The organism is Rhizobium laguerreae, from assembly GCF_002008165.1.
In the GTDB taxonomy this organism is placed as follows: domain Bacteria; phylum Pseudomonadota; class Alphaproteobacteria; order Rhizobiales; family Rhizobiaceae; genus Rhizobium; species Rhizobium laguerreae.
Map to the genome: position 1 here is coordinate 358,521 of NZ_MRDM01000017.1, position 22,819 is coordinate 381,339.

Genomic DNA, 22,819 nt, shown 5'->3' on the forward strand with positions numbered 1-22,819 from the left:
TCGCGATGAGTAACTTGTGGGCGACATCTGTCGTGCCGATGGTGGTGACAAATCACGTCGACAGTTCGAAACACTACAGTACCTCTTTGAGGTTTGATCTTGCAGCTCGTTCTGCCGTTATCCGCTGCACATAGCCTGGATCGATCTTTGCGATCAATTGCCTTTGGCTTTCCGGTAGTTTCGGATTGAAATAGTTAAGATGAGGACGATGCTGTGGCCAAAGTCGCCTTGCATATCCCTCATACTCTGCTTCGCTGTATGGAAGACCACACTCTGCTCGGAATTCTTTGCAAAACTCATAGGTTGGGAGGAAGGCCTCGGTGCCGTCCTCTTCGCGTTGTTCGCGGTAGGTAGCAGCTGTGGAAGCGAACTCACGCTCGGCCCACGTCAGCTCTCGGCGCTTGGGAACGCTAGAAGCCATTCCAGCCGTATTCGATCTTGCGGATGGAACCGATGCAATGCGGTGTGTTTTCCCTGCGACGATCTCATTATCCTTCCAACCTCGTTCGAGCCGCTTGCGGATCGCTGCCGGACTAACACCTTGACGGCGTGCAAGTTGGGACGTGGTTACTGACTGACCAGTCGCCGCTTCGAAAAAGACGTGACTGTCGCCCTTGTTGCTATTCTGGGTGCGTTTATCAGCCCAACAAACTTTGGCAGGTGCGTATTCACGATCATCGTTGATTATACGCTCGACCGTCACGCCGCGCGCGGGCTTCGGTCCCAAGATACGAAGAAACGATCTGAATTCGTATAAATCGGGGTGGATGAGAGCGCCTTCGGTCTTTCGCCTGTAAAGCATGTTTCTGTGACTATTCTCCTCCTGTGGATAACGCCTGCGCAGTTCCATCTTGGTCAGCGTGTCGCAGTCAGCGATGTGATCGCGCGGAAGTGGGGGAGCTTTCTCAGCGGTGTGACAGGCGACATTAGATTGACTTATGAACGCGACATCGTGCGTAGCTGGCATCGGAGAAAACCGATAGTCCACAGGGCTTTGGGAGGCGGTCGCGCTAAAAATATCATGTCGCATTCCTTGCGAAAATGAGCACGACACTTTGATGCTGTACGCATCAGTGTCGTTGACAACATCGGATGTTTCATAGCAATCATTCACGAGAGGATTTCCTTTGTCATTAGCAGGGCCATGGTTTTCTTCCTCAAAGGCCTCGTGTTGTCGCACGGGGCCTTTTCACTATTTCGCGGCTTTAGCTTCAAAGGACCATGTGGGGCCGTATCGTTTGTTACGGTCCTCCGCTACCATCTCCTCATTGCACAATTAACGATTTTTGCGGCTCGATTTTGAGCCGGCTTCGATGGCCGCTATGGCACATTGGTCGCAGCGCCAAGCGTGGCGGCGAGGGACAAAACCAGTCCGGCCCTGATCTGCAGGATTCGCGCCAACGGCGAGGACAGGCCTATCTGTAGAGCGTCAGAAACAACAGAGGCATCTTCGTCGTCCAAAGGTGGGATGCGACAGCGATAATAATAGCCCATACGGCGAGCGAGAACATGACCGCCGCTAACCTGATCCCGACTGGCTGCATCATGTCCTCCATCCCAGCATAATCGTGCCCCTCGAACGATCCAATGCTAGCAAGATGCAGGCCCGTCAGCTATCGCAAGAAATTGGTACCCAGATAGGCGCCGCAGGACGCAGTCGGTGAAGGAGCACAGATTTCGGTGATGCGGCGCCTTTTCCCATCAATCAAACGATGAAGTGAAAGTTGTCGTATTGCGCGCCGTAATAATCCGGGCCGCTCGTTTCGTTGATGACGGGTTCGGTGTCGAGCACGAGTTGGTCGATTTCGCCGTAGGCGCTGAGATCGATCACTTGCGGGTCATGAATGCTGTCGGCGGTGACGTTGACCGTGACCAAGAATACGGTATCGCCGTCCAGCTTACCTTCGATCGTCAGAACGTTGTCATAGTCCGATGTGCCGTTTGCGACACTGAATTGCTCGATCTGAAAGTTGCCGCCATCGGCGGCTTGGATGGGTGTCCAGAACACGCCTCCTCCCAGATAGTGGTTGCCATCCGCTTCCTCCCGCACAGTCGCGTCGTCACCATCGTACCAAGCGCCCCAATCGAAGCCTTTGTAGCCCGTCGGGAAGTCGTGATTGCCGACATCCTCGAAATTGACGAAGACGTCGCCGCGTTCCGGCAGGTCGACCGCGATGTTGAGCAAGCCGAAGTCGGTCGCGCCTTTGCCATCCGAGATCTTGAAATTGAACTGGTCGACCAGTTGGTCTCCCGGGCCGAGCGCTGCTACCACCGGGTTGGTGTGATCGAGCTCATAGGTGTAGTTACCGTTGGAATAGACGGTCAGAGTGCCGTATTTTCCCTCGACTGTGGTGGTCGTGGCAGGCCCGTTCGGATCGGCCGGTTGCGGAATTCGCTGTCCATTGACGAAGTTGAGACGTACCTGATCTCCGTCGACATCCGTGGAACTGGTATTGTCCAGAATGTTGCCGTCGATCGGATTGTCGATGTTGAAAATAGGCTGGTATACGTCACCTGCAACCGGCTTGTGGTTCGCCATTTCTATCCCCCCGTTTGATGTTCTTTTCGACTATGCAACCCTATAGGGTGTCTGGCAACCGAAATTGAGGGAGCGTCAGAGCAATTCCACCCGTCAACGTCACAGATTCCGGTCGATTACAGCTCAACTATTCAAGTAAAGGGAGCGCATAAACGTCGATCCTAATTATGAACCAGGATTTACGCCTTGTCTTACATTGCTGCCGCTTCATCGATCATGGTGTTTCTCGCCCTTTCAGGCGATCCACCAATTCGGCCAGCGGATAACTTTCGGGCAGATAATAATGATAGGTCAATCATGACATCGTCATGACGATATACTGCATGAATTGCTCGACGCGCCAAGAGCAATCGTAATGGCGAAAGGGGAGCAATCGGCGGAGCCTGAGCTTCTGCCGACCACCCCATCAATGCAGGCCGCCGACCCCAAGCAGGCTCTCGACAGCCTCGTGATCCCTGGTGAGATTTTCCGGCGTTCCGGTCCAGGCCAGTCTGCCGCGTTCGAGAATGACGACCTGGTCGGCGAAATCGAGCGCGCTCTGGATGCGCTGCTCGACCAGCAGGATGGTCATGTCTCCCGTCTTGGCGAGGTCGGTAAAGGCCGCCATCAGTTCCTCGCAGATAACGGGCGCCAGGCCCTCCAGCGGTTCGTCGAGCAGCAGAACGGAGGGGCGGCCGAGAATGGTGCGGGCGGTGGAGAGCATCTGCTGCTCGCCGCCGGAGAGCTGGCTGCCGAGATTGCGGCGGCGCTCCTTCAGGCGCGGGAACATCGCATAGGCTTCCTCCAGCGCCGTCTTCGGCCGCGACTTCAAGCCGACGAAGAGATTTTCTTCGACTGTCAGCGTCGGGAAGACGCAGCGTGCCTGCGGCACATATCCGAGGCCTTTATGCGCGCGTGCAGCACTCGGCGCCGTCGTGACATCCGAATCGCCGAGGCGGATGCTGCCCTCGTATCGCCTGGTCTGCCCGGCAAGTGTTGCCAAGAGCGTGGTCTTGCCCATGCCGTTGCGGCCGAGCACGGCAAGCCGTGCGCCTGCCAGCACCGAGAAGGAAATGCCTTCGAGCACTCTCGTCGGCCCATATCCGGCCGATAGGTTCTCGACCTCAAGCGACAGGGCTGGCATTGGCATAGCTCCCGAGATAGGCCTCGCGCACAAGCGCATCCTTGGTGACGTCTTCAGGCAGGCCGTCGAAGATGATCGCGCCTGATGCAAGCACGATGACGCGTCTGGCAAAACGGAAGACGAGATCCATGTCGTGTTCGATCATCAGCACGGCGAGATCGGCGGGCAGATCGGCGAGCGCCTGCTCGATGCGGCCGGTATCGCTCTGCGGCACACCGGCTGCCGGCTCGTCGAGCAGCAGCACCTTCGGCTTCAGCGCCAGCGCCACGGCGATCTCGAGAAGCCGCTGCTGGCCATAGGCGATTTCGCTGACCTTGCGATGCATCAGGAAAGCCAGCCCGAGTTTTTCAAGGAGGTCATCGACCTCGGCCATCACGTCGGGCATACGAAGGAAATTGCCGAACATGTGCCCGGTCTTTCCATCGCGCTGAAGGACGGCAAGTCCCACATGTTCGGCCGGCGTCATGTCCTGGAAGAGCCGTGTCACCTGAAAGGAGCGGACAAGACCGCGCCTGACCCTGCCGATCGCATCGACCTTCGTCACCAGCTCGCCGCCGAGGCGAACCTCGCCGGAATCGGGTGAGAGATTACCGGTCACGAGGTTGACGAAGGTGGTCTTGCCGGCGCCGTTCGGGCCGATCAGCGCGATGCGATCGCCAGGCGACATCGTGAGCGAGACATTATTGGTGACGGCCAGGCCGCCGAAGGCTTTCTTGAGATTGGCGACTTCGAAGACCGGGCTCATCAGCGCTGCTCCCTGCGGCGGCCAATGAAGGCTGCGGCCGTGCCATAGAGACCTTTCGGCGCAAAGAGCACGACGGCAATCAGCAGCGCACCGACCATGGTCAGCCAATGGAAGGGATTGGCGGCGGAGACATAGTCCTCGAAGAGCATGAAGATGACAGTGCCGGAAAGTGCTCCGAAGAGAGAACCGGTGCCACCGAGCACCAGCATGACAAGCGCTTCGGCCGACTGCGTGAAAGACAGGCTGTCGAGGCCGACGACCTGTGTCGAAATCGCATTCAAGGCGCCGCCGACACCGGCAACGGCGCCTGATATTGCGTACATCCTGATGAGAGTTGCCTTCGGCGAAGCGCCCATGGCGCGGATGCGCAGCGGGTCCTGCTTGATGGCGCGGCAGAGCATGCCGAAGGGCGAGCGGACCAGGACCCTCAGCAGCACGAAGACGATCAGCAGCAGCGCCATTCCGAAGAAGAAGGCGGTGTGACCATAGAGATCGAATTCGAAGAGGCCGAAGACCGGATCCGGCGCGATGCCGGACAGTCCATCGCTGCCGCCTGTCCAGGACGAGGCCTTGTTGGCGAATTCATGGAAGAGGTTGATCAGCGCAATCGACAGCACCAGCTGCGGCAGTCCATGCGCACGCAGGATGATGGCGCCGCAGAGTAGCCCGGCAACTGCGCCGCCGGCAATGCCGGCAAGCATCATCAGCAGCGGGTCATTGATGCCGTAATGCGCCGACAGGATCCCGGCGGCATAGGCGCCGGAGCCGAAAAGCGCTGCATGGCCGAGGGTCGCGACGCCGCAATAACCGGTCACGAGATCGAGCGACAGGACGAGCAGCGCGATCGTGATCATCCGGGTCAGAAGGGCGAGATTATCGGGGAAGGCGAAATAGCCGGTCGCGGCAATGGCCATGATGACCGCTATTCCGATAAGATCGCGGCCGATGAACCTGCGACGATGCTGGAGAGCTTCGGTTTCGTCATTCATGACAAGCGCCATCTTATTTCGCCCTTCCGGCAAGGCCGCGCGGGAAGACGCAGATGATTGCGATCACCGCGAGATAGAAGAAGAATTCGCCGAATTCGGGCATCAGATACCGTCCTGTCGTATCGATCGCGCCCAACAGCAAACAGGCGATCAGGGCGCCTGGAATGGAGCCCGCCCCGCCGACGGAGACGACGACCAGGAAGGTGACCATGTAGCGCAGCGCGTAATAGGGTTCGACGGGCAGGAGTTCGGCGCCGACCACGCCGCCGAAGGCGGCAAGTCCGACGGCAACGGCAAAACTCACCGCATAGATGATCTCGGTGCGCACGCCGAGTGCTGCAGCCATTGCCGCATCATCGACGGAGGCGCGCAGCTTGACGCCGAAGCTGGTCCTGTCGATCGCAAACCAGAGGGCGAGCGCCACGGCGAGGCCGCAGAGGATGACGAAAAGCCGGTGAACGGGAATGGTGCGGAAGCCGAGATCGGCCGATCCCTGCAGCGCACCGGCAAGCGGAATGGTCTTCAGCGTCGGCCCCATTGTATAATTGGCGATGCCGATGACGCAGAAGGTGATGCCGATCGTCATCAGCACCTGGGTCAGTTCCGGCGCGCCGTAAATCCGCCGGTAAAGAAAACGCTCAATCGGAATGGCGACGACGATCGTGACGACAACGGCGGCGAGAACCGCCACGGCATAACCGAGGCCGAGGTCGCGTGCGACATAGGAGGCGATATAGCCGCCGATCATCGCGAAGGCGCCATGGGCGAGGTTGACGACACGCATCAGCCCCATGGTCACCGAAAGGCCGATCGATATAACGAAGAGCACCATGCCATAGGCAAGCGCGTCGACGGCTATGCTGAAGACTGTCTGCATGGAAATACCTTGCTTCCAAGCGACGGGCTCGGCCTGATCGTACGCCAAACCCGTCGCATGTCTTGACGCTCGATGTTACTTGACGGCCGCCAGGCCCGGATCGCCCTGCTTCTCGAAGGTCTGGAGCTCCTTGTTGATGTAGGTCCCGTCATCGGCTTTCGTCACTTCGCGCAGATAGATGTTCTGCGTGATGTGACGGCTTTCCGGATCGATCGAAACCGGGCCGCGCGGGCTCGTCCAGGCAAGGCCCTTGACCGCATCGACGGCCTTCTCGGCATCCTGTTTGCCGCCCGTCGCCTCGATCATCTTGTAGATGACATGCATGCCGTCATAGGCGCTGACTGAAGGGAAGGAGAGTTCGGCCTTGTTGCCGATCGCTTTGGTCGCCGCCTCGACGAAAGCCTTGTTCTCGGGAGAATCGTGCGACACGGCGTAGTGGAAGGTCGTCTGGATGCCGAGTGCGGCATCGCCGAGCGCCGGCAGATCGGATTCCTGCGTGAGGTCACCCGGCGCGAAGAACTTGATGCCGGCAGCCTTCAGGCCATTGTCGTTGTAAGCCTTGACGAAGCCGAGCGTCGTCGGACCTGACGGCAGGAAGGCGAACACGCCCTCAGCGCCGGAATCCTTGATGCGCTGCATGATCGGGCTGAAATCGTTGGTCGCAAGCGGCATGCGGATTGCCTCGACCACCTGGCCGCCGGCCTTTTCGAAGCCGGCCTTGAAAGCGTTCTCGGCGTCGATGCCGGGGCCGTAATCGCTGACGACCGAAATCACCTTCTTGACGCCGGCGTCGAAGGCGACCTTGGCGATCGGCGTCGACGTCTGCCAGGTGGTAAACGAGGTGCGGACGACGAGCGGGCTCTTGGTCACGATCGCCGAGGTGGCGGCGTTCATGATGACCATCGGCACGTTGCCCTGCTTCAGGATCGGCGTCACCGCCATGGCATCGGGGGTGAAATAAAAGCCGGCGAGATACTGGACCTTTTCCTTGACGATCAGTTCCTGCGCCAGCGCCTTGGACTGGGCGGGATCGGCCTGCGGCACGTCGCGATAGACGATCTCGACCGTGTCGTTGCCGACCTTGTTGCCGTTGACCCCCATATAGGCGTCGATGCCGGCCTTGAAATTCTTGCCCTGGAGCGCGAACGGACCGGAGAACGGACCGATGACCCCGACTTTGATGGTGTCGGCATAGGCGCTCGTGCCCACGACGACTGCCGCAATGGCGGCCAGAAATAGTTTCTTCATTCTCTCTCTCTCCCTTTTTGGCGCGCTCCAGCGCCGTATTCGCTAGCCGCTAAAAATTTAGCGCTAACCTGTCATGCGAAATGGTGATGTAAAATGAAATAAATACCGTAATCCATAACTGTACAATTATGATTGTATGTCGAGGAGTGGAACTATCGGCGGCCCGCTCTACGGTCGAATTTTGGTCCATGGCCCGCCTCAGACACTCCTATCAGAATGGCAGTCCCACATAGTTCTCCGCAAGCGCCGTCGAGGCGGCGCGGGAATGCGTGAGATAGTCGAGTTCTGCTTCCTGGATCTTCTGGTCGAAATCCCCGGTATCCGGAAAACGATGCATCATCGTCGTCATCCACCAGGAAAACCGCACGGCTTTCCACACACGGGCGAGCGCCTTCTGCGAGTAGGCGTCGATGCCGCCATCCGATCCCTCGCGGTAATGCTCGATCAGCCCGGAGAAAAGATAATGAACGTCGCTGGCGGCAAGGTTCAGTCCCTTGGCGCCGGTCGGCGGGACGATATGGGCGGCGTCGCCGACCAGGAAAAGCCGGCCGAAACGCATTGGCTCGGCGACGAAGGAGCGCAGCGGCGCGATCGATTTCTCGAAGGACGGCGCGGTCGCCAAGGCCTCGGCGTGATGCACCGGCAGCCGCCGCCTCAGTTCATCCCAGAAGCGATCGTCGCTCCAGTCCTCGATCTTCTCGTCGAGCGCGCATTGGATGTAGTAGCGGCTGCGGGTCGCCGAGCGCATCGAACAGAGCGCAAAGCCCCTTGGATGGTTGGCGTAGATCAGTTCATGACTGACGGGCGCCACGTCTGCAAGCACCCCCAGCCAGCCGAAGGGATAGACCTTCTCGAAACTCCTGATCGCCCGTTCCGGGACGGCCTTGCGGCTGACGCCGTGAAACCCGTCGCAGCCGGCGATGAAGTCGCAATCGATGCGCTTGGCGACACCATCTTTCATATAGGTGACGAAGGGAGAATGGCCGTCGAAATCATGCGGCGCGACATCGACCGCATCGTAGATCGACAGGGAGCCGCTCGCTTCACGCCGCTCCATGAGATCGCGCGTCATTTCGGTCTGTCCATAAACCGTCACGCGCCTGCCGCCGGTCAATTCGTGGAGGTCGATGCGATGGTCGCGTCCGTCGAAGGCCAATGAGAAGCCGTCATGCGGCAGGCCTTCGGCATGCAGCCTCGCGCCTGATTTGGCCTGATCCAGCAGCCCGACGGTGCCTTCCTCCAGAACGCCGGCACGAACCCGGCCGAGGATGTAATCCTTGTTCACACGATCGAGAATGACATTGTCGATGCCGGCTTCGGTCAGAAGCTGGCCGAGCAGCAGTCCGGATGGTCCCGAACCGATAATGGCGACCTGCGTTCGCAACTACTTCCTCCCTGCATTTCTGCATTTTGCCGGATTCTGCCGTGTCGTCCCTGCCGCAGCAATGGACATCCCGACCTAAAAATTGCACTAATCGAACATTGTGCGGGAGGAGCCACCGAGGAGTCCCATGAGCAGACATGTCCCTACCTACGAACTCTACGGTGAAAATACCGGGCGAAAGCCCGATTTTTGGTTGCATTGCGAAACAATTCGCTCCCGCAGCAGCTTGCATCAATGGGAGATTCGCCCGCACCGTCACGAGAGTTTCTTTCAGATATTGTACATTGAAGGCGGTTCGGGCGATGCGATCTTCGGCGAAAACAGCCATGCCATCCGTCCGCCGGCAATCATCACCGTGCCGCCCGGGCTCAAACACGGCTTTCGTTTTTCACGCGATATCGACGGCCTTGTGATCACCCTGTTGAGATCCCATCTCAGCCATCCGCTCGGTGATAGAAGCCAGCTCGGCGAGTGGCTGGCGGCGCCGCACCTGACGCCGCTCGACCCCGATCATGCCGAGGCCGCCTATGTCATGCAGACGTTGAAGCGGCTGGGCGACGAATTCGAAAACCGCCGCAGCGGCCGCAACGAGGCGTTGGTCGCCTATGTCGCTCTGGCGCTACGGCTGACGGCGAGGATTTCCCATGAGGGGAATGCGCACGAGCTTCCGGCAAACGAGAACGAGCGGCGGATGGAAATTCTGAGCGAGCTCATCCAGCAACATTTCCGATCACACAAGCCCGCGTCCTTCTACGCCAGGGAGCTTGGGCTTTCGCCAACACATCTCACCCGCATCGTCCGGTCGATGACCGGCAACACGCCGCATGAATTGATCGCCGGCAAACTCGTCGAAGAGGCGAAACGCCAACTGGTTTTTACGCTAGGCAGCGTTCAGGAGATCGGGTTTCGGCTCGGCTTTGCCGACCCCGCCTATTTCTCGCGCTTCTTCGTTAAATACACCGGAGAAACGCCGCGGGTCTGGCGCATGAAGGAGAAGGTTCGGCTTGAAGGTGTATAGGCCACCCGCAAGGGTTGCGGGGGCGCAACTGCCTACCAGGCTTCGACGCCCTCTTCCGTGTTGCGGGCGCGTTCGCCGGCGCGGGTCTCGTATGCGTCTCGTTGCTCAGCTGACTTGACGGCATCGTCTGAGCCATCGCGCTGGGCTTCGGGCGTCATGTAGAAGGCGAGCGCCTTTTCCAGCCGGGCGGCGGTAAGCGTGGCAGCGAAACTTTTCATGTCGTTTCCTCGGTCGACGGCCTTGAAGCTTGCCCAAAACACATAGCCTACGATGCGGTCTTCCAGGAACAGTGCGCCAATGGTTTTCACCAACTTTAGACTTTGCTTGACGATTGTTTCCGCCGGATGATCTCCGCCGACCAGTTCCATGCGACTGCCGTTGGTTTTCGCTTCACGCCATCGGCCATTTCCAGTTTCGCACCTCCGGCATGTCCTCGCCATATTCACGGACATAGTCGTGATGCTCGGCAAGCTTGCGGCGGAAGGCGGCGAGCGCTTCGCTTGCCTTTTCCTTCAGGCCCGGCACACGCTCGATCGCTTCGATGGCAAGGTGGAAGCGGTCGAGTTCGTTGAGGACGGTCATGTCGAAGGGGGTCGTCGTCGTGCCTTCCTCGATGAAGCCGCGGACGTGGATGTTGCGGTGGTTGGTGCGTTTATAGGTCAGGCGGTGGATGAGATAGGGATAGCCGTGATAGGCGAAAATCACAGGCTTGTCGGCGGTGAAGATCGCGTCGAAGGCCTCCTCGGTCAGGCCGTGCGGATGCTGATCCCTGGATTGCAGTGCCAGGAGATCGACGACGTTGACGGTGCGGATTTTCAGTTCCGGAATGGCCTTTCGCAGCAGGTCGACGGCGGCAAGCGTCTCCATGGTCGGCACGTCGCCGGCGCAGGCCATGACGAGGTCGGGCAGAATGGTATCGTCCTCGTTGCTCGCCCAGTGCCAGATGCCGATGCCGGCCTCGCAGTGTTTCACCGCCTCGTCCATCGATAGCCATTGCGGCTCCGGCTGCTTGCCCGCGACGATCACATTGATGCGGTCATAGGTGCGGAGGCAATGGTCGCCGACCCAAAGCAGGGTGTTGGCATCCGGCGGCAGGTAGATGCGGACGATATCGGCCTTCTTGTTGGCGACGAGGTCGACGAAGCCCGGATCCTGGTGGCTGAAGCCATTGTGGTCCTGGCGCCAGACATGCGAGGTCAGCAGGTAATTCAGCGACGAGATCGGCTTTCTCCACTCGAGCTCGCGCGTCACCTTCAGCCATTTGGCGTGCTGGTTGAACATGGAATCGATGATGTGGATGAAGGCCTCGTAGCAGGAGAACAGGCCGTGGCGGCCAGTCAGCAAATAGCCTTCCAGCCAACCCTGGCAGAGATGTTCGCTCAGCACCTCCATGACGCGGCCGTCGCGGGACAAGTGGACGTCGTAGGGTTCGATACGCTCCATCCAGACACGGTCGGTGACTTCGAAGACGCTGCCGAGACGGTTCGATTCCGTCTCGTCGGGGCCGAAGATACGGAAATTGGCAGCCTTCTCGTTGCGCTTCATCGTGTCGCGCAGGTAATGGCCGAGGATCTCCGTCGATTGCACCATGGCGCTGCCGCGCTTGCCGATATCGACCGCATAGTCGCGGATATCGGGAACATCGAGTTCCTTGCGCAGCAAGCCGCCATTGGCGTGCGGATTGGCGCCCATGCGGCGCTCGCCGACGGGGGCTAGCGCCCGCAACTCGGGTTTCAGCCGGCCGTCGTTGCCAAAGAGGTCCTCCGGATCATAGCCACGCATCCAGTCCTCGAGGATCTTGCGATGCCCTTCATTCTCGCGGCAGTTGGAGACCGGCACCTGGTGGGAGCGCCAGAAGCCTTCGACCTTCTTGCCGTCGACTTCCTTCGGTCCTGTCCAGCCCTTCGGGCTGCGCAGCACTATCATCGGCCAGCGCGGGCAGATATCGGGCGCCTTGCCATTGCGAGCTTCCTCCTGGATATCGCGAATGCGATCGAAGACCCTGTCGAAGGTTGCGGCCATCTGCTGGTGCATGTCGCGCGGCTCGTGACCCTCGACGAAGAAGGGCTCGTAGCCATAGCCTTCAAAGAGGCTCTGCAAATCCTCGTGACTGGCGCGGCCAAGAATGGTCGGATTGGCGATCTTGTAGCCGTTCAGATGCAGGATCGGCAGCACGGCGCCATCGCGGGCAGGGTTCAGAAACTTGTTGGAATGCCAGCTCGCGGCAAGCGGCCCGGTTTCGGCCTCGCCGTCGCCGACGACACAGGCGACGATCAGGTCGGGATTGTCGAAGGCAGCGCCATAGGCATGGACGAGGGCGTAACCGAGTTCGCCGCCCTCATGGATCGAGCCTGGCGTTTCGGGTGCCGCATGGCTCGGAATGCCGCCGGGGAAGGAGAATTGCCGAAAGAGCTTGCGCATGCCTTCGGCATCCTCGGAGATATCGGGATAAATCTCGCTGTAGATGCCTTCGAGATAGGTGTTGGCGACCATGCCAGGCCCGCCATGGCCGGGGCCGCACATATAGATGATATCGAGGTCGCGGGCGCGGATCAGGCGGTTCAGATGCGCATAGATGAAGTTGAGGCCCGGCGTCGTGCCCCAATGGCCGAGCAGGCGGGGCTTGATGTGCTCTGTTTTCAGCGGCTCGCGCAGCAGCGGATTGGCAAGCAGGTAGATCTGGCCGACCGAGAGATAGTTGGCGGCGCGCCAGTAGCGGTCGATGAGGGTGAGTTCGGTGTCGGTCAGGGTGGCGGTCGAGACATGCTTTTCCATGGGTTTCTCCCGTTCGAAAACGTCTTCAACGTCAATTCTACCGGCTGGTGCCGGCAAGCTGTTGATCTGGATCAGCCACCGCGAAGAACGGACAATGCCTCATCGGCGATGATCTGCTCCTCATCGGTGGCGATGACATGGGCGGCGATGCGGCTTTCCCTGGTGCTGATGGTGAAATCATTGGCGGCATTGGTCTTTTCATCGATCGCGAGGCCAAGCCAGGACAGCCGTTTGGCCACGCCTGCGCGGATCTCCGGTTGGTGTTCGCCGATGCCGGCGGTGAAGACGATGGCGTCAAGGCCACCAAGCGTTGCCGCCATGCGACCAATTTCGCCGGCAATGCGCAGCGTGAAGAGGTCGATCGCCTGGCGCGCCTCCGGGCGTCCATCCTCCAACAGGTCGCGCGTATCGGCGCTGATGCCGGAGACGCCGAGCAGGCCGCAGCGGTGATAGAGCAGGTCCTCGATCTCCTCGAAGGATTGTTTCCTCTGACCGGCCAGATGCAGGACGATGCCGGGATCGAGCCAGCCCGGGCGCGTCGCCATCGGGATGCCGTCGAGCGTCGAAAAGCCCATGCTGCAGTCGCGGCTAACGCCGTGATCCAGCGCACAGAGGCTGGCGCCGCTGCCGAGATGGGCGACAATCACCTTTGCCGCGTGCGGCGCCTTCCGGCGAAGCTCTCCGGCGATGAATTTATAGGAGAGGCCGTGGAAGCCGTAGCGCTTGATGCCCTCGTCATGCAGCGCGCGGGGAATGGCGAAGCGGCGAACGAGATCGTCCTGCGTGGCGTGAAAAGCCGTGTCGAAGGAGGCCGTCTGGGCAAGATGCGGTTTCAGATGCCGGAGGGCGCGGATGAAACGCAGCGCCTGCGGCTGGTGCAGGGGTGCCAGCGGGGTCAGCGCATCGGCGGCATCGATTGCGGCGGCGTCGAGGGCGATCGGCCCGGTGAAGCGGTCGCCGCCATGGACGACACGGTGGCCGGCAGCACGCGTGGCGGTCATGTCGAAGTGATCGGCGAGACGAGCGAGAGTCTCATCGATGACGCCGTGCAGATCTTCCGTCACCTCGGCCTTCAACGGCATCTCGACTGTCTGCTGTCCTTTTGTCAGACCGAGCGAGAGCGGTTCGGCGCGGAAATCGATGACGCCCTTGCCGATGCGCCGCGCCTCGGCGCCATCTATCGCGAAGATGCCGATCTTGATCGTGGAGGAGCCGGCGTTGAAGGTCAGCAGGAGGTCGGTCGATGACATGTCCTCTCAGACTCCGTGTGGAGGTGACGATGGCCGAACTTAGTGCCGGGGCCTTGGACGAAAAGGTATCTCATCGCCATTCCCGCATTTTTGTCGCTGCCCGGCCTGTCCTCTTGTGCCGCCGGGATCGTGCCGCGGCATCCTGCATGAATGTGCCGGGATGGAGGCATGTGACAGTGAATATCGCCCGATGTCAGTGACTTACGGGCCGGGCCGGGCAAGGCGTCATGAGAGTTTCACGCTGCGGAATTATTAACAAAAGGCAAATTTGCAAAACGGAATAAGGACCTATGCCATGGCCGATATTGCCCCCAGCCGGGTTCATAGCGACGCTTCCCACCCGCTCCACAGTTCCGCTTATAAGTATACCATCAGGCCGTGGAGGCCAGACTGGCATTGCGATCGCTGATGAAGATGCCCGCCTCGGCGGCGGGCATCGCCTTGCCGAAGAGATAGCCCTGGCCGATGTCGCAACCAAGCTGCAGCAGGAAGGCAAGCTGGCCGTGCTCCTCGATGCCTTCGGCTGTCGTCTTGATGTTGAGGCTCCTGCCGAGGCCGAGCATGGCGCGAACGATCTTTTCCTGGCGCTCGTCGTCGCGGTAGGTGGCGATGAAGCTTTTGTCGATCTTGATCTTGTCGAAACGATAGCGGGCGAGCTGGGCGAGGCTCGAATAGCCCGTGCCGAAATCGTCGAGGGCGATCTGGATGCCGGCTGCATGCAGTTCATCGAGAATGGCCGCGGCCGCGGCGGGATCCTGAATCAGCGCATTTTCGGTGATCTCCACTTCCAGGCGCTGCGGCGACAGCCGGCTGGCCGAAAGGACCTTGAGGATGCGGGAGGTCAGCAATTTGTCTTCCATTTGCACCGGCGAGACGTTGAAGGACAACATCACATGCTCCGGCCAGGTGAGGGCGTCGCAGCAGGCCTGGGCAAGAAGATCCTCGAACAATGCGGTGATCATACCGTTTTCCTCGGCGATGCCGATGAAGACCGGCGGCGGGATGTTGGCGCCGTCGTCGCCGATCCAGCGCGCTAGGGCCTCGAAGCCGCAGAGCTGGCCGGTCTTCAGGTCGATCAGCGGCTGATAGAAGAGCTTGATCGCCTTGTTGGAGATTGCAGCGCGCAGCCTGGTTTCCAGCGCGGCGCGTTCCGTTACTTTGTTCTGCATCGAGGCTTCGAAAACGAAATAGTGGTTGGGTCCACGTGATTTCGCCTCGTACATGGCGAGGTCGGCACGGTGGGCCGCATCTTCCAGCGGTTCGGCTCCCTCGGCCCAGCGGTCGTAGCCGACGCTGGCGCCGACTTCGACGGCAAAGCCATCGATATGGATCGGCCGGGTGACGGCCTGGATCAGCAGCTTGGCAAAACGCTCCTCGCGCTGCGCCGTCAGGGCGAAGGCGACGATGATGAATTCGTCGCCGCCGAAGCGATAGACGCAGTCGGCATTGCCGAGCGCGCAGATGCGTCTGGCAACCTCGATCAACAGGATGTCGCCGCCCTTATGCCCGACGAGATCGTTGACCTTCTTGAAGCCGTCGAGGTCGACGCAGAAGATAGTGACGTTGCGGTCCCACTCCTCGATCTCGGCCTCGTCGTCCGTGATCGGCCGTGACAGGATCTTGCGCTCGAAGGCGTAGCGGTTCGGCAGCTTGGTCAGATGGTCGTGGGTTGCGGTCCAATCGGCCTTTGCCTGGGCGGCGGCGCGCAGTTCCGTTTCCTTGCGCAGGTCGGCGATACGCAGCACCGAATAGATGAAGCTCATGGCGCCGGCGATGCCGAGCGCCAGAACAAGCTTGTCGGCGCCGTACTCGCCGAAACCGGTCATGAAGGCGACCAGGCTGTCGTCGAGCTGCAGCAGCGTGCCGAGAAGCCAGAGGGTCACGCCAGACACCACGATCGACACGCACTGCCGTCCGGCCCTGCTTTGGAAAAACACCGGCATTATGCCTTCTCCATCTCCACCTTCGCGGAAATATCACGAAAGTCTGAAATGTTTGTTGAAACCAGAAGGCGAATTATCGGAGGCGGCAGCCTGTTGCTGTGCCGCAGAGAGTCCCGACGGGGCTTGTGGGGAACCAAGGCGTTGTTGTCAGCGCGATTCCCTCGTGGTCGGGAGACTGGCTGATGCGGGAAAAGAACGAAGGCGAGCGTGCCAGTGCATCGCTCGCCCTTTCTCGTGCTTCAGGCGGTGACGATCAGCAGCGGGACGCTGACGATGAGACCGACCAGAACCGTGACTGTGGCGACACGCATGAAACGCAGGCGTCGCGTGCGCTCGCCACTCCAATCATATGTCATTCTTCCATCTCCTTGGGACAAGGAAGTAGTCCCCGCAAAGCCGGGTTCAACAGAGATGACGCGATTTGCTTGTGCAAAGCTGGATAAGATCAGCAGTCTCTAATGCTGGAAGCGCAGAGACCAGCGCTGTCCGTTGCTGGTCATGCGGATGATGGAAAGCGGCTCGACGTCGCTCAGCCAGAAGGAGGAGAGCGGCGCCTGCAGCACATGCACGATCGCTGCCCGGATGACGGCCGCATGGCTGATTGCAATGACATGGCCGCCGAGGACGGTCTGGCCATCCATCCAGCCGGCGATGCGCTTGCGCAGATCAACAAGGCTCTCGCCGCCATGCGGGGCCGCTTCCGGATCGCTCATCCACCCTATGAGGTTGTCCGGCTCTTCGGTCCCGATCGCCGCGATCGACCTGCCGGCCCAGCGGCCATGGTCGCAATCGCAAAGCGCCTGATCTATCCGGGCTTCGAGGCGGAGCGCGTCAGCAGTCTGACGGGCGCGCAAGGCGGGGCTCGTGGCAATACGGTCGGCGCGGGGCGGGGCGATCATCCTGCCGGCCTCCTCCATTGCCTTGTCCTCCAGCGGTTCGTCGAGCGGGAACAAGGCCTTGCGGCTCGCTGCCGTCGCGCCATGGCAGATCCAGGTGAGGCGCGTGTTCACGGTCGTTCTTGTCTCCCGGAATGCGGTGACGGCGTCCTTCGCCGGCTTGTGAAGTTTCGTTGACAGTCTCTTCGGCGTGCAGATATAACCGTGCTGTTGCGGGTTTGGAAGCCGGTGTAAGTCCGGCGCGGTCGCGCCACTGTGACCAGCGCGTCGAAAGCTCTTCGCGCTGGAAGTCAGACCCTACTGCACAAGCACTCTTTCGACTGAACGCGTCATTCCCGGAGGAATACATGTCTGACACCACTTTCGCGCCCGTTGCCGTACCGGCGCCGATCCCTGTAGGAGAGATCTTGCCCTGGGCGATCTTCGGCGGCCTGCTGATGCTCATCGTCCTCTATTTCGTCGGCACCGAAGAAGGCGCAATAGCGCTGTTCAACGGTATGTATGTGCATGAATTCGTGCATGACGGCCGCCATCTCCTCGGCTTTCCCTGCCACTAATCGCGTCGCGATCGGAGTTCCTGACATGGTTGGAAACCTTCTGCTTCGCGGCATGCTCGCGGGCCTGATGGCTGGCATTCTCGTTTTCGCTTTCGCCCATACCTTCGGCGAGCCGCTGGTCGATGCGGCGATCGCCTTTGAAGAGGCGAGCGCCCAGACGGCCGGCGAGGCTGCCGAACCTGAAATCGTCAGCCGCGCCACGCAGGCCGGTCTCGGCCTTTTCACCGGCGTCATGGCCTACAGCGTCGCCGTCGGCGGGCTCTTCGCGCTCGCTTTCGCTTTCGTGCACGGCCGCTTCAGCAGCCTTTCGCCGCGCGGCACCTCGGCCGTCACCGCCATTGCCGCCTTCGTGGCGATTGTTCTCGTTCCCGGCATCAAGTATCCGGCCAACCCGCCGGCGGTCGGCAATCCCGATACGATCGGCGTCAGGACGGAACTGTTCTTCCTGATGATCTTCGTGTCGCTTGCTGCGCTCGTCGCTGCTGTGGCGCTGTCGCGTCGTCTTTCCGAGCGCTTCGGTCTCTGGAACGGCGCGATTATCGCCGGCATCGCCTATCTCGTCTTCATCGGCGTCGTGCTCTACCTGCTGCCGCCGATCAACGAGGTGCCGGAGAACTTCTCGGCGATGGTGCTCTGGCGGTTCCGCACGACCTCACTCGGCATGCATGTGATCCTCTGGGCAACGCTCGGTCTCGCCTTCGGGGCGCTGGCGGAAAAGCGACTTGCGGTCAGGGGCGGACAACGCAGCCGGCCGGCAACGGCATTTCACTGAACGCATCGAAGGGCGCCGCTTTGCCGGCGCCCTGAACTTTCGGGCGATTATGAAAAACGACAGAGCCAGATCACTGCTGCTGACGGCGCTTTCTGCCGCCGCGTTTTTTTGTGTGGTCGCTGGAAGCGCTTTTGCCCATAGCCGCAGCAGCGACGGCGGCAGCCATGCCGGGCTGGATATCCCGGAGATTTCCCATGGCGAGATGGCTGTCATGTCTGACTATCGCGGTCGGATCATCGGTCTTGCATCCCGCGCCGTCGATACGAACGAGCCGTTCCGGCGCGTGCTGAATTATGCCGAGATCCAGTATTCTTACTGTCTATGGGGCCGGATGCCGGGCAGCGTGACGGATGAGGAAAGCCCGTTCAACGAATGCGCCCATGCCTATCTCGCCGCGACCAAGGCGGTCTTGCTTTCGATGCGCGAGATGCCGCGGGAGGCTGCTGCGGCGGGTGAAATCATTTCCGCGGTCGACGCCGACATGGTGCGGCGCGGTCTTGCGCTGATCAGCTGCCGGTTCAGCGGCGAAGCCTTCAACACAGCCGATATCGTCAAGCCGCGCTGGAGCGGGATCCCATTCCATGCCGCCAGCGTGGCATCACTGACGGGGCTTGCCTCTTTGTTCGGCCTTGGCGTGTTTGCGCTTCGCCGTTTCTCGCGGCCAAAAGCTCAATCGTCGGAATAGCGCTGCTCGCGCCACGGATCGCCATACATGTGGTAGCCGTTCTTTTCCCAGAAGCCGGCCTGGTCGGCAGGCATCAGCTCGATGCGGCGCAGCCATTTGGCGCTTTTCCAGAAATAGAGATGCGGTACGACGAGGCGCATCGGGCCGCCGTGCTCCGGCGTCAGCGGCAGGCCTTCCCAGACGGTGGCGAGAATCGCATCCTCGGCGGCGAAATCGGCGAGCGGCAAGTTGGTGGTATAGCCGTCGTAACTCGTCAGCATGACGTAAGCCGCATCCGGCTTCGGCATGGCGAGGTCGAGCAGATCGCGGGTCGAAACGCCCTTCCATTTGTTGTCGTAGCGCGACCAGGTGGTGACGCAGTGGATATCGCTCACCCCAGTGCTCTGTTCGATCGCCTGGAAGTCGGCCCAGGTGAGGGCGAGCGTCGTTTCGACGAGGCCGCGCACGTCGAGCCGCCAGGTCTCGGTCGAGATGACAGGCTGCTGGCCGAGATCGAGCACCGGCCAGTTCTTGACAAGGTGCTGGCCGGGCGGCAGGCGCTCGGTTTCGGGACGGCTGATACGGCCGGTCAGGAACTTGCCCTCTGCCGCCCAGCGACGCTTGGATGTGGTGAGTTTGCTGTCGGCGGGCGTCTGGTCGTCGCTCATGGGCGGAGCCTCCTTGCGGTGCAGCAATAGGACATCGGCCCCTGCCGGGTGTCAAGTTTCGGCGGCCCCTTGGAAATCCCTACCCACCCCTCTAAACTCGGTCCGTTGGATATGCCTCGCTGGGGAGTGGAGGCAGAAAAGGGGAGGAGCCGGTTCTGTCTTCGAGATATCGTGCGATAGCGGCGTTGCTGGTGGTGCCGCTGATCATCTTCGCCTTCTTCAACTATGGCAGCGCGATTGCGACGCGCGCCTATATGGAGGAAGCCTCGGCGCAGGCGGGGACGGCGTTGCGCCTTGCCGTTTCGGCACTCAGCGGTCATCTCAACCGCTACGAGGCGCTGCCGGCGCTGATCGCCGATCACGACGACATCAAGGAACTGGTGAGCGCGCCTGAAGATGCGGCGCTGCGCGATGCGGCCAATCTCTATCTCAAGGAGATCAACGGGCTGCTGAAATCCTCCGATATTTATGTGGTGAAGCCAGACGGAGAGACGATCGCGGCCAGCAATTACGATGGGCCTGCAAGCTTCGTCGGGCAGAATTTCAGCTACAGGCCCTATTTCCAAGATGCGGTCGAAGGCCGGCAGGCACGATTTTACGCGCTCGGCACCACCTCGCTGAAGCGCGGCTATTATTTTGCCGCACCGATCCGAACCGGCGCGGATATTCGCGGCGTCATCGTCTTCAAAGTCGATATCGACATGATCGAATCCTCCTGGGGCGGCGGCGAATACAAGATTTTCGTTTCCGATCCGGAGGGCATCATCTTCATGTCCGGCAGCCCGGAATGGCTCTATGGCGCGATCCTGCCGCTGACGGCCGACCGCGTCGCCCGCACCGAGGCGTCGCGACGTTATGCCAATGCCAGGCTGGCGGCGCTGCCGGTGACGCGTCACCACTTCGAGCAGCATGAGCTGATGACGCTGGCCGGCGAGCGCGGTTCGAGTGAATATCTGGTGCTCTCGCATTACATGCCGGCCGAGGACTGGACGGTGAACGTGCTGATGGAGACGAGTTCCATCCGTGCCCAGGCACGCACGGCGCTTGCGGCAGTCTTTCTCTTCCTCTGCATCGCCGGGCTCGCAGTCGCGGTTCTGCGCCAGCGGCGGGCGCGGCTTGCCGAGCGCATGCAGATGCAAGCCGAAGCCCGCAACGAGCTGGAGCGGCGCGTCGAGGAGCGCACAGCCGATCTTGCCCGAGTCAACAGCCGCATCGAAGAAGAAATCGCCGAACGGCGGCTGACCGAGCAACAGCTCCGGCAGACTCAGGCCGATCTGATCCAGGCGGGCAAGCTTGCTGGGCTAGGGCAGATGTCTGCTGCCCTTTCGCACGAGTTCAACCAGCCGCTCGCCGCGGCCAAGACCTATACGGACAGTGCCTCCGTTCTCATCGACCGTGGGCGGACGGAGGAGGCGCGGGACAATATCCGGCGTATCGGCGGGCTGATCGACCGTATGGCTGCAATCAGCCGGCACCTGCGCAACTTCGCCCGCAAGCCGAACGAGAAGCTCGGTCCCGTTTCCCTCGACGAGGCGATGCGCGATACGCTCGAGATTATCGCCTGGCGGCTGAAGGCGGCGGATGCCGAACTGCTGCTCGCTCTCGGGCCGCGTCCGCCGGTGGTGCGCGCCGGTTCGGTGCGTCTGCAGCAGGTGCTGGTGAACGTGATTTCGAATGCGGCCGATGCGGTGGAGGGGCTGGATGATCGGCGCATCGAGGTATCGGCCTTCGAGGAGGCCGGCAAGGTGGTGCTGACGGTGCGAGACCATGGGCCGGGCGTGCCGGCGGCGATCGCCGAGCGCATCTTCGATCCCTTCTTCACGACGAAGGGCGTCGGCAAGGGGCTCGGCCTCGGGCTTTCGATCTCCTACAACATCATCAAGGATTTCGGCGGCAGCCTTGGTGCTGCCAATCATCCCGAAGGGGGCGCGGTGTTCCGCATCGATCTGCAATCGGCGGCAGGGCTGATGCCGGAGGCAGCGGAATGAACGATGCGAAGATCCTGCTGGTTGACGACGAGGAGGAACTGCGCCGTTCGACGGCGCAGGCGCTGGAGCTCTCCGGCTTCAGTGTCGAGACCTATTCGAACGGCGACCACGTGCTGGAGCTGATCGGCTACAGCTTTCCCGGCGTCGTCGTCAGCGATATCCGTATGCCCGGCATCGACGGCATGACGCTGATGCAGAAGATCCGCGAACTCGACCCGGAGGTGCCGGTCATTCTCGTTACCGGCCACGGCGACGTTCAGCTTGCGGTGAAGGCGATGCGCGAAGGGGCCTATGATTTCATCGAGAAGCCGTTCACGCCTGAGATGCTTGCCGGCGTCATCCGCCGGGCGATGGAGCGGCGCGGCCTCGTGCTCGAAAACCGGCTGCTGAAAGCGGTCGCCGGCAAGCGCGACGATATCGAGGCGCGGCTGCCGGGGCGCACGCAGGTGATGGTGGATCTGCGCTACCGCATCCGGGCGATCGGGGCGAGCGACGCCGATACGCTGATCGTCGGCGAGACCGGGGCCGGCAAGGAGGTGGTGGCGCGGGCGCTCCACGACATAAGCGCCCGGGCGAGCCGGCCGTTCATCGCGATCAATTGTGCCGCACTGCCGGCGAACCTGATCGAAAGCGAGCTCTTCGGCCATGAGGCGGGTGCCTTTCCGGGCGCGGTAAGGCCGCGCTATGGAAAATTCGAACACGGGCGCGGCGGCACGATCCTGCTCGATGAGATCGGCTCCATGCCCTTCGACCTGCAGGCGAAGTTCCTGCGGGTGCTGCAGGAGCGGGTGATCTCCAGGCTCGGTTCGAACGAGGTGGTGGCGCTCGACGTGCGCTTCATTGCGACAAGCAAGGTCGATCTGGAGGCGGAGGTGGCGGCGGGGCGCTTCCGCGCCGACCTCTTCTATCGGCTGAACGTCGCGACGCTGCACGTGCCGTCGCTGTCGCAGCGGCGGGCGGATGTTCCATTGCTTTTCCTGCAGCTGGTGCGGGAGGCGGCGGCCCGCTACGGCCGCGACGAGATGACCGTGCCGCCAGACGTTATTTCCGACATTGCTCAGCGCGACTGGCCCGGCAATGTGCGTGAGCTGAGGAATGCAGCCGACCGTCTGGTCCTCGGTCTCGACAATGGCGGGCGGCAAGCCGAGGAGGCGACCGGGCTTGCGGAGCGCGTCGCCGAATTCGAACGCGGGGTCATTGCCAGCGCGCTGGTGGCGCATGGCGGCAGCCTCAGGCCGGTCTATGAGTCGCTCGGCATTTCCCGGAAGACCCTCTACGAGAAGATGCAGAAATATGGTCTCGACAAGCGGATGCTGACCACCGAAAGCTAAACCGGGTGCTGGGGCGCGCTGCAATTTTTGCGGTGCGATGGGTGGATTTCCA

The 22,819-nt window shown here is 61.2% G+C and carries 20 protein-coding genes; 6 read left to right on the forward strand and 14 right to left on the reverse strand.

Annotation, left to right across the window (positions count from 1 at the left end; translation table 11 throughout):
- Positions 1-73 precede the first annotated feature (73 nt).
- From BS630_RS36725 to pobA, 8 genes are all read right to left on the reverse strand, one after another.
- Entirely contained in the window at positions 74-1,180 is a 1,107-nt protein-coding gene (locus tag BS630_RS36725; RefSeq protein WP_143529507.1) for a hypothetical protein, read from the reverse strand.
- A 525-nt stretch (positions 1,181-1,705) separates the two neighbouring features.
- Positions 1,706-2,539, reverse strand: coding sequence for a VCBS domain-containing protein (locus BS630_RS25690; RefSeq protein ID WP_077979620.1), 834 nt, complete (start codon positions 2,537-2,539; stop codon positions 1,706-1,708).
- A gap of 406 nt (positions 2,540-2,945) precedes the next feature.
- Positions 2,946-3,662 (reverse strand): ABC transporter ATP-binding protein, encoded by a 717-nt coding sequence (locus tag BS630_RS25695; RefSeq protein WP_077979621.1) that lies wholly within the window; start codon positions 3,660-3,662, stop codon positions 2,946-2,948.
- Entirely contained in the window at positions 3,643-4,407 is a 765-nt protein-coding gene (locus tag BS630_RS25700) for an ABC transporter ATP-binding protein (RefSeq protein ID WP_077979622.1), read from the reverse strand. Before BS630_RS25700 ends, BS630_RS25695 begins: the two co-directional genes overlap by 20 nt.
- On the reverse strand, positions 4,407-5,408 hold the full coding sequence (locus tag BS630_RS25705) for a branched-chain amino acid ABC transporter permease (protein WP_077979623.1): 1,002 nt from the start codon (positions 5,406-5,408) through the stop codon (positions 4,407-4,409). Before BS630_RS25705 ends, BS630_RS25700 begins: the two co-directional genes overlap by 1 nt.
- Position 5,409: 1 nt before the next feature.
- On the reverse strand, positions 5,410-6,273 hold the full coding sequence (locus BS630_RS25710; RefSeq protein WP_077979624.1) for a branched-chain amino acid ABC transporter permease: 864 nt from the start codon (positions 6,271-6,273) through the stop codon (positions 5,410-5,412).
- 75 nt (positions 6,274-6,348) lie between these two features.
- On the reverse strand, positions 6,349-7,521 hold the full coding sequence (locus BS630_RS25715; RefSeq protein WP_077979625.1) for an ABC transporter substrate-binding protein: 1,173 nt from the start codon (positions 7,519-7,521) through the stop codon (positions 6,349-6,351).
- A 211-nt stretch (positions 7,522-7,732) separates the two neighbouring features.
- Complete coding sequence (pobA, locus tag BS630_RS25720) at positions 7,733-8,905, reverse strand: 4-hydroxybenzoate 3-monooxygenase (RefSeq protein WP_077979626.1); 1,173 nt, start codon at positions 8,903-8,905, stop codon at positions 7,733-7,735.
- A 127-nt stretch (positions 8,906-9,032) separates the two neighbouring features.
- Between pobA and BS630_RS25725 the strand changes: the two genes are divergently transcribed.
- The gene (locus tag BS630_RS25725; protein ID WP_077979627.1) at positions 9,033-9,923 is read left to right on the forward strand and encodes a helix-turn-helix domain-containing protein; all 891 of its coding nucleotides are present in this window, start codon (positions 9,033-9,035) and stop codon (positions 9,921-9,923) included.
- 32 nt (positions 9,924-9,955) lie between these two features.
- Here the strand turns inward: BS630_RS25725 and BS630_RS25730 are convergent, their stop codons facing one another.
- The 5 genes from BS630_RS25730 to BS630_RS25750 form a co-directional block, all read right to left on the reverse strand.
- Positions 9,956-10,291 carry a hypothetical protein gene (locus tag BS630_RS25730; RefSeq protein WP_077979628.1) on the reverse strand — a complete coding sequence of 112 codons (336 nt, stop codon included), beginning with the start codon at positions 10,289-10,291 and terminating at the stop codon, positions 9,956-9,958.
- Positions 10,292-10,313: 22 nt separating this feature from the next.
- On the reverse strand, positions 10,314-12,698 hold the full coding sequence (locus BS630_RS25735; protein WP_077979629.1) for a phosphoketolase family protein: 2,385 nt from the start codon (positions 12,696-12,698) through the stop codon (positions 10,314-10,316).
- A gap of 71 nt (positions 12,699-12,769) precedes the next feature.
- On the reverse strand, positions 12,770-13,948 hold the full coding sequence (locus tag BS630_RS25740; protein WP_077979630.1) for an acetate/propionate family kinase: 1,179 nt from the start codon (positions 13,946-13,948) through the stop codon (positions 12,770-12,772).
- A gap of 371 nt (positions 13,949-14,319) precedes the next feature.
- Entirely contained in the window at positions 14,320-15,891 is a 1,572-nt protein-coding gene (locus BS630_RS25745; protein WP_077979631.1) for a putative bifunctional diguanylate cyclase/phosphodiesterase, read from the reverse strand.
- 455 nt (positions 15,892-16,346) lie between these two features.
- Positions 16,347-16,901 (reverse strand): histidine phosphatase family protein, encoded by a 555-nt coding sequence (locus tag BS630_RS25750; protein WP_077979632.1) that lies wholly within the window; start codon positions 16,899-16,901, stop codon positions 16,347-16,349.
- 233 nt (positions 16,902-17,134) lie between these two features.
- Between BS630_RS25750 and BS630_RS25755 the strand changes: the two genes are divergently transcribed.
- From BS630_RS25755 to BS630_RS25765, 3 genes are read left to right on the forward strand one after another with little or no spacing between them, the layout of a single operon-like run.
- Entirely contained in the window at positions 17,135-17,344 is a 210-nt protein-coding gene (locus BS630_RS25755; RefSeq protein WP_020051492.1) for a CbtB domain-containing protein, read from the forward strand.
- 25 nt (positions 17,345-17,369) lie between these two features.
- A complete protein-coding gene (locus tag BS630_RS25760) occupies positions 17,370-18,116 on the forward strand; it encodes a CbtA family protein (protein ID WP_077979633.1) in 747 nt (248 codons plus the stop codon).
- A 49-nt stretch (positions 18,117-18,165) separates the two neighbouring features.
- Positions 18,166-18,801, forward strand: coding sequence for a hypothetical protein (locus BS630_RS25765; RefSeq protein ID WP_077979669.1), 636 nt, complete (start codon positions 18,166-18,168; stop codon positions 18,799-18,801).
- Here BS630_RS25765 and BS630_RS25770 read toward each other — a convergent pair.
- Positions 18,786-19,448 (reverse strand): sulfite oxidase-like oxidoreductase, encoded by a 663-nt coding sequence (locus BS630_RS25770; protein ID WP_077979634.1) that lies wholly within the window; start codon positions 19,446-19,448, stop codon positions 18,786-18,788. The two genes, BS630_RS25765 and BS630_RS25770, sit on opposite strands and share 16 nt — an antisense overlap.
- 188 nt (positions 19,449-19,636) lie before the next feature.
- On the opposite strand from BS630_RS25770, the gene BS630_RS25775 reads away from it, so the two are divergent.
- Positions 19,637-21,436, forward strand: coding sequence for a sensor histidine kinase (locus tag BS630_RS25775; protein ID WP_376774334.1), 1,800 nt, complete (start codon positions 19,637-19,639; stop codon positions 21,434-21,436).
- A complete protein-coding gene (locus BS630_RS25780) occupies positions 21,433-22,767 on the forward strand; it encodes a sigma-54-dependent transcriptional regulator (protein WP_065281141.1) in 1,335 nt (444 codons plus the stop codon). Before BS630_RS25775 ends, BS630_RS25780 begins: the two co-directional genes overlap by 4 nt.
- The last annotated feature ends 52 nt before the right edge of the window (positions 22,768-22,819 follow it).

Coding starts and splice junctions, on each gene's coding strand:
- BS630_RS25690 (WP_077979620.1), bottom strand. CDS start 2,539: ATGGCGAACCACAAGCCGGTTGCAGGTGACGTATACCAGCCTATTTTC.
- BS630_RS25695 (WP_077979621.1), bottom strand. CDS start 3,662: ATGCCAGCCCTGTCGCTTGAGGTCGAGAACCTATCGGCCGGATATGGG.
- BS630_RS25700 (WP_077979622.1), bottom strand. CDS start 4,407: ATGAGCCCGGTCTTCGAAGTCGCCAATCTCAAGAAAGCCTTCGGCGGC.
- BS630_RS25705 (WP_077979623.1), bottom strand. CDS start 5,408: ATGGCGCTTGTCATGAATGACGAAACCGAAGCTCTCCAGCATCGTCGC.
- BS630_RS25710 (WP_077979624.1), bottom strand. CDS start 6,273: ATGCAGACAGTCTTCAGCATAGCCGTCGACGCGCTTGCCTATGGCATG.
- BS630_RS25715 (WP_077979625.1), bottom strand. CDS start 7,521: ATGAAGAAACTATTTCTGGCCGCCATTGCGGCAGTCGTCGTGGGCACG.
- BS630_RS25725 (WP_077979627.1), top strand. CDS start 9,033: ATGAGCAGACATGTCCCTACCTACGAACTCTACGGTGAAAATACCGGG.
- BS630_RS25730 (WP_077979628.1), bottom strand. CDS start 10,291: ATGGAACTGGTCGGCGGAGATCATCCGGCGGAAACAATCGTCAAGCAA.
- BS630_RS25735 (WP_077979629.1), bottom strand. CDS start 12,698: ATGGAAAAGCATGTCTCGACCGCCACCCTGACCGACACCGAACTCACC.
- BS630_RS25740 (WP_077979630.1), bottom strand. CDS start 13,948: ATGTCATCGACCGACCTCCTGCTGACCTTCAACGCCGGCTCCTCCACG.
- BS630_RS25745 (WP_077979631.1), bottom strand. CDS start 15,891: ATGCCGGTGTTTTTCCAAAGCAGGGCCGGACGGCAGTGCGTGTCGATC.
- BS630_RS25755 (WP_020051492.1), top strand. CDS start 17,135: ATGTCTGACACCACTTTCGCGCCCGTTGCCGTACCGGCGCCGATCCCT.
- BS630_RS25760 (WP_077979633.1), top strand. CDS start 17,370: ATGGTTGGAAACCTTCTGCTTCGCGGCATGCTCGCGGGCCTGATGGCT.
- BS630_RS25765 (WP_077979669.1), top strand. CDS start 18,166: ATGAAAAACGACAGAGCCAGATCACTGCTGCTGACGGCGCTTTCTGCC.
- BS630_RS25770 (WP_077979634.1), bottom strand. CDS start 19,448: ATGAGCGACGACCAGACGCCCGCCGACAGCAAACTCACCACATCCAAG.
- BS630_RS25780 (WP_065281141.1), top strand. CDS start 21,433: ATGAACGATGCGAAGATCCTGCTGGTTGACGACGAGGAGGAACTGCGC.